The sequence below is a fragment of the Mesorhizobium sp. M7A.F.Ca.ET.027.02.1.1 genome, from assembly GCF_004022985.1.
GTDB lineage: Bacteria > Pseudomonadota > Alphaproteobacteria > Rhizobiales > Rhizobiaceae > Mesorhizobium.
Map to the genome: position 1 here is coordinate 1 of NZ_RZOL01000354.1, position 6,431 is coordinate 6,431.

Genomic DNA, 6,431 nt, shown 5'->3' on the forward strand with positions numbered 1-6,431 from the left:
GGCAGGACGCGTTCCAGTAGGCGCCCGGCTGTGAGCGTTTGGCTGCGACCGCGGCGATGTCGCGCGATTCCGGGTAGATGTAGAGCGTCGTCGGATTGTCCTTGACCATCGGGATGATCTGCTTGGCATCCGCCGGCGACCAACTGGTGCAGCCATTGCTGCGACCGCCGGCATAGTCCACCAGCTTGCCGAACGGCACGAAGCCGTCATGGTCGGCGTGCGAACTGTTCGGGTTTTTGCGCAGGCATAGGCCGTGCAGCACCTGGGCGGCGTGACCGCCGATCACCCGCTGCCTGGCGTTCGCGGCTTCGCCTTCGCCGTCGAACTGGATGAAGGTGCGCTGGAAAATCGCGTCCTGCTTCGCGCCGGTGCGGTAGTAGCCTTTGAACGAGGTTTTCGCCTCTCTGGTCATATAGGCCCCGCCGGCCGTCAACGATGAATCCATCGCATTGCCGAAGTTTCTAGCGCACCGCTTGCCGTTCGAAAAATCGACAACACCTTTCAAATTCCGGCCGCTGCCATGACCCGACGAAATCGCGCGAAATGATTGGCTGGCTTCGCAGATGACGTAATAGCGACGGCCGAGCACGCCATTGCCCAGATCGCTGGGGCGTGTGGCATCCATGGCGAAGTAGCAGGGGTTCTTGACAGCGCCTTGCGCGACCTTCTTCAGGTAAAGCGCGCGGGCTCGTTCGAGGACAATCTGTGAGATCTGGCCGTCGCTGTTGCCGACATGAGCCTGCAGCCAGGCCGGCACGTCAGAAGGTGCGGCAAAGGATCGAGCCGACACCGTCACGGCGATGACGGCGACGAAAAAGCTGGCGACGACGCCCAGAGGAACAGATCTCAACCGCACCGGATCAATTCTCCTTGTCGAAGCGAATGGCGATTTCTTGCGGCATTGCCGCGAGAATCGATCATAGATGGCCTCGCATTATCGGGCGAAACACATCTTGTTTAGCGTACCCGCATGAAGAGCCGTAAAGCAGGTCGATGCATGCAACGGCCTACGCCGACATGCTGGCTCCAGGCTTGCGGCGGACGTCTTCGCTTCCTTGAAGCAGGGCAACGAACTCGGGTTGGCGGGTCCCTTCGGAGGCCGTCGGCGCGTTGGCTGACGGAGCATCAAACGAAAACCCGCCTGTGCGGCGGGTCATTGGCGCAAATCAGCACCATGGACAAATATGTACCATAGCTGAGGGCAGGAAGTCAAGAAAAAATTCCTATCGTGAAGAGCCGCGAGTCCGGAGCCTGATCCCTGGAGGTCCGCGATTTTCGATACGCAGGGATTGAGCTATCATCTGATTCTGGCGCGGCCCACGCCACCTCCCTCCGCCGGGAAAGCATCGTTCATGCAGGGCGCTATCCAATCACCGAACCGACTGTTCGAGCACTTGGCATAAGGAGGGGTTGCAAAAACGGCTCGCACCAGGAGGTTTTGCGATGAAGTTGTCCGCGCCCATCTACCATCTCAAGCGTCAAGCCAGGCTTTTGTCCCGCGAGGGCAAGATTGCGCTGCACGAAGCGCTCGACCGTATTGCCGCCCAGGAAGGTTTTGCCAGCTGGAGCCTGCTTGCAGCCAAGGCAGCCGAGGCGGCGCCCGCCGGCATGCTGTTTGCGCAACTTGCGCCCGGCGACCTGGTTCTGGTCGGTGCGCGACCCGGACACGGCAAGACGCTGATGAGCCTCGAACTCCCGGTCGAAGCCATGAAATCAGGCCATCGCGGTGTGTTCTTTACGCTCGAATATACGCAAAGGGATGTGCTGGACCGGTTTCGAGCCATCGGGGCGGACCCGGTGCAGTTCAACGACCAGTTCACATTCGATAATTCCGACGCCATCAGTGCCGCCTACATCGTCAAGGCATTGGGTTCGGCGCCGCGCGGCACGCTGGTGGTGATCGATTATCTGCAACTGCTCGATCAGAAGCGGGAAAACCCGGACCTGATGGCGCAGGTTCGCACGCTGAAGGCCTTTGCCCGCGACAAAGGATTGATCCTCGTCTTCATCTCGCAGATCGATCGGTCATACGATCCGGCGAAGAAGCCATGTCCCGATATCGGCGATGTGCGGTTACCGAACCCTCTGGACCTGTCGCTGTTCGACAAGACCTGCTTCCTGAACAAGGGCGAAATCCGGTTCCAGGCGGCAGGCTGAGGATCAGGTCAGCCTGCCTTCATTGGGCCGCTGCCGGCAGATTCAGAGGCTGCGCAACCGATGCCGAACCGTGCTGCGCGCGCAATGCTTCGGCTGCCTGGCGAACCACTTCGGATATAAGCAGCAGCTGTTTGGCGATCGGGCTTGTCTTGCGCCAGATCATGCCGATCGTCCGCGACGGTTGGGGGTTGGCGAAGTGGGCGATAGAGACCGCCGCCGAGCGCGTCTCCACCGGCACGGCCATTTCGGGGATCAAGGTGACGCCGACGCCGGCGCCGACCATCTGCACCAGGGTCGACAGCGAGCTGCCGTCCAGCAACTCGCGCGGCCGTGCCGAATGCATGTTGCAGAACGACAGCGCCTGGTCGCGAAAACAATGGCCTTCCTCGAGCAGGAGCAGCCGCATCTCGCGCAACATTTCGCGGTTGGGCACCGGCTTTCCCTCATCCTCGCCGGGTCGGACCAGCACGAAGTTCTCGGCAAACAGCACGATTTCCGTCAGCGACGCTTCCGATACCGGCAAGGCGACGATGGCGGCATCAAGCCGCCCGTCGGCCAGTTCCTGGATCAGCTTCTGCGTCTGCGTTTCGCGCACATGGATATCGAGCCCGTCATGCATGCGGGCGAGGTTGCCGATGATGGCAGGCAAAAGGTAGGGTGCGATCGTCGGGATCACCCCGATGCGCAACCGTCCCACCAGCCGGTCGCGCGAGGCGCGGGCCAGATCTGTCAGCTCATCCACCGAGCGCAGGATGTCGCGAACGCGCAAGGCGAATTCCTCGCCGAAATTGGTCAGCCGGACCTGGCGTGGCCCTCTTTGGAAAAGCTCCGTGCCAAGCGTTTCCTCCAACTCCCGGATCTGCACCGAGATCGCGGGCTGCGAGATCGTGCAGGCATCGGCGGCACGGCCGAAATGATTGTGCCGCGCCAGCGCCTCGAAATAACGCAACTGCTTCAGCGTCAGGTTTGTCATAATGTCATCTTATCGCTGTAATCAGGAAATCCAACTTAAATTAATGAAGCGGCTTTGCTATAGGAGTCGCAACGAAGATGAGGAGCAGCCGGGACCGCCTGGTGAGGCGCATGCCCGCGGCAACAGGACATCCAACATATTCGGTCGCGTATCGGGCATATGGTCATCGCGCCAGCCATGAAACGGACCGCCTCCAGGGACATCCAACGTCCCTGTTCACGCAGCAGTTGAACAGCTCAACACAGCCACGATCGGAGAAGAACATGGACGCACAGACCGATGATCCCAGCGCCGGCAAATGCCCCGTTGCACACGGCCCTTCCAGCAGGAGCAACCGTGACTGGTGGCCCAACCAACTCGATCTCGGCGTTCTCCATCAGCAATCGAACCTTTCGGATCCGATGGGCGAAGAGTTCGACTATGCCGAGGAATTCAAGTCGCTCGATCTCGATGCGGTGATCAAGGACCTGCACCAGGTGATGACGGATTCGCAGGAGTGGTGGCCGGCCGACTTCGGCCATTATGGGCCGCTGTTCATCCGCATGGCCTGGCACAGTGCCGGCACCTACCGCATCGGCGATGGCCGTGGCGGCGCCGGGGCCGGCCAGCAGCGTTTTGCTCCGCTCAACAGCTGGCCGGACAATGCCAATCTCGACAAGGCGCGCCGGCTGCTGTGGCCGGTCAAGCAGAAATATGGCCGCAAGATCTCCTGGGCCGACCTGCTGATCCTCACCGGCAACGTCGCGCTGGAATCGATGGGCTTCAAGACCTTCGGTTTCGCCGGCGGCCGCGCCGACGTCTGGGAACCCGAACAGGACGTCGATTGGGGTTCGGAAACCAAGTGGCTCGACGACAAGCGCTACTCCGGCGACCGCGAACTCCAGGGCCATCTCGGCGCCGTCCAGATGGGACTGATCTACGTCAATCCGGAAGGGCCGAACGGCAAGCCGGATCCGCTGGCCTCGGCACGCGACATCCGCGAGACCTTCGCGCGCATGGCCATGAACGACGAGGAGACCGTGGCGCTGATCGCCGGCGGTCACACCTTCGGCAAGACGCACGGCGCCGGCGATGCCTCGCTGGTGGGCGCGGAGCCTGAAGGCTCGAGCATCGAGGCGCAGGGCCTTGGCTGGTCGAGCAAGCACGCCTCCGGCATTGCAGGCGACGCCATCACCTCGGGCCTCGAGGTGACCTGGACCACGACGCCGACCAAGTGGAGCAACAACTTCTTCGACAATCTGTTCAACTTCGAATGGGAACTGACCACGAGCCCGGCCGGCGCGCATCAGTGGACGCCGAAGGGCGGCGCCGGTGCCGGGACCGTGCCGGATGCCCACGATCCGTCCAAGCGCCGCGCGCCTGCCATGCTGACGACCGATCTCGCACTGCGGGCCGATCCGGCCTACGAGAAGATCTCGCGGCGCTTCCATGAGCATCCGGACCATTTCGCCGACGCGTTTGCCCGCGCCTGGTACAAGCTGACCCATCGCGACATGGGTCCGATCGTTCGTTATCTCGGCCCGCTCGTGCCGAAGGAAGAGCTGATCTGGCAGGATCCGATCCCGGCGGTCGACCATGAACTGGTCGGCCAGCAGGACATTGCGTCGCTGAAGGCGAAGATCCTGGCATCGGGCCTTTCGGTCTCCGAATTGGTCTCGACTGCGTGGGCCTCGGCCTCGACGTTCCGCAATTCCGACAAGCGCGGTGGTGCCAACGGGGCACGTATCCGACTGGCACCGCAGAAGGATTGGGACGTCAACCAGCCGGCGGAACTGTCGAAGGTGATAGCGAAGCTGGAAGCCATCCAGACGGAGTTCAACGCGGCACAGACCGGCGGGAAAAAGATCTCGCTGGCCGATCTCATCGTGCTCGGCGGTGTCGCCGCGGTCGAGAAGGCGGCGAAGGACGGCGGCCACGAAACTAAGGTGCCGTTCACGCCGGGCCGCATGGATGCTTCACAGGAACAGACCGATGTCCATTCCTTTGCCGCGCTCGAGCCGAAAGTCGATGGCTTCCGCAACTATGTCAGGGGCAAGCAGCCGATGTCGGTCGAAGCCATGCTGGTCGACCGGGCGCAATTGCTGTCGCTGACCGCGCCCGAGATGACGGTTCTGGTCGGCGGTCTGCGCGTGCTCGGCGCCAACACGGCCAGGTCGAAGCACGGCGTGCTCACCGACCGGCCGGGTACGTTGACCAACGACTTCTTCGTCAATCTGCTCAGCATGAACACGGTCTGGGACCCGGCCGCCGGCTCCGACGAAGTCTACGAGGCGCGTGACCGCAAGACCAAGGCGGTCAAGTGGACCGGCACCCGTGCCGACCTGATCTTCGGCTCGCACGCCCAGCTCCGCGCGCTTGCCGAGGTCTACGGGTCGGCGGACGCCAAGGCGAAATTCACCAGGGATTTCGTCGCTGCGTGGACCAAGGTGATGAACGCCGAGCGCTTCGACATCGCCTGAGACCGCTAAAGGTGCTCCGGCGCGGCCGCGCCGGGGTGCCAGTCCTCCCAAGGACCCAACGTCCGGGCCGTGCTTCCAGCGATGGGAGCGCGGCCTTGTCGTAAGAGACTGCGCTTTGGTGGACCGTGCCTTCCTGGGCAGGGATGCTATCTTGCCGGTGTCGCGTCTCCGCCAGTGCACCATGATCGAAATCGTCAAACCCGCGCTCGAACATCTGCCGTCCTACAAGGCGGCGCTCGAACGCGGCTGGTCGCCGGACAATGTGCGGCTGATGGAGGCGACGCGCGAGCAGCTCGCGGCCATCGAAAAGGATCCCGTGGCCTTTCTTGCCGACCTCGACGATCCCCAGGCCAAGGGTAGCGCGATCAGTTTGCCAGACGGCAAAAAGGTGCCGCGCCTACCGGGCTTCCGCCGCTGGATCTGGGACGGCGAGGCGTCGGGCTCGATCGGCTTTCGCTGGCAGAAGGGCACGGCGGAATTGCCGAAGCATGTGCTCGGTCATATCGGCTATGCGGTGGTGCCGTGGAAGCGACGGCGTGGCTACGCCACCGAGGCGCTGCGGCTGATGCTGGAGGAGGCGAGGGCGGTCGGCCTGGCTCACGTCGAGATCACCGCCAAGCCGGGCAATCCGGCCTCGCACAAGGTGATCCTGGCCAATGGCGGCAAGCTCGTCGAACGCTTTTTCGAGGACGCCGCCTATGGCGGGGCGGAGAGCTTGCGGTTCCGGATCGAGCTGTAGGGCGATCTCGTCGGATTGAGTTCACCCCCTCATTTCGAACTCGCCGCCGCCCCTCATCTGCCTGCCGGCATCTTCTCCCCGTAAACGGGGGGGAAGGGGCTGG

General features: G+C 62.9%; 5 protein-coding genes. 3 read left to right on the forward strand and 2 right to left on the reverse strand.

Annotated features, from left to right (window positions below; genetic code table 11):
* A partial coding sequence (locus EN749_RS27910) for a hypothetical protein (protein WP_128364367.1) occupies positions 1-856 on the reverse strand: 856 nt, incomplete at its 3' end.
* 587 nt (positions 857-1,443) lie between these two features.
* Here EN749_RS27910 and EN749_RS27915 point away from each other — a divergent pair.
* Entirely contained in the window at positions 1,444-2,157 is a 714-nt protein-coding gene (locus EN749_RS27915) for a DNA helicase (RefSeq protein ID WP_128364368.1), read from the forward strand.
* A 19-nt stretch (positions 2,158-2,176) separates the two neighbouring features.
* Here the strand turns inward: EN749_RS27915 and EN749_RS27920 are convergent, their stop codons facing one another.
* Positions 2,177-3,130 (reverse strand): hydrogen peroxide-inducible genes activator, encoded by a 954-nt coding sequence (locus tag EN749_RS27920; protein WP_128364369.1) that lies wholly within the window; start codon positions 3,128-3,130, stop codon positions 2,177-2,179.
* Between the two features lie 263 nt (positions 3,131-3,393).
* On the opposite strand from EN749_RS27920, the gene katG reads away from it, so the two are divergent.
* Positions 3,394-5,589, forward strand: a complete 2,196-nt coding sequence (katG, locus tag EN749_RS27925) for a catalase/peroxidase HPI (RefSeq protein WP_128364370.1) — start codon at positions 3,394-3,396, stop codon at positions 5,587-5,589.
* Between the two features lie 181 nt (positions 5,590-5,770).
* Positions 5,771-6,328 (forward strand): GNAT family N-acetyltransferase, encoded by a 558-nt coding sequence (locus EN749_RS27930; protein ID WP_128364371.1) that lies wholly within the window; start codon positions 5,771-5,773, stop codon positions 6,326-6,328.
* Positions 6,329-6,431 lie beyond the last annotated feature (103 nt).

Coding starts and splice junctions, on each gene's coding strand:
- EN749_RS27915 (WP_128364368.1), top strand. CDS start 1,444: ATGAAGTTGTCCGCGCCCATCTACCATCTCAAGCGTCAAGCCAGGCTT.
- EN749_RS27920 (WP_128364369.1), bottom strand. CDS start 3,130: ATGACAAACCTGACGCTGAAGCAGTTGCGTTATTTCGAGGCGCTGGCG.
- katG (WP_128364370.1), top strand. CDS start 3,394: ATGGACGCACAGACCGATGATCCCAGCGCCGGCAAATGCCCCGTTGCA.
- EN749_RS27930 (WP_128364371.1), top strand. CDS start 5,771: ATGATCGAAATCGTCAAACCCGCGCTCGAACATCTGCCGTCCTACAAG.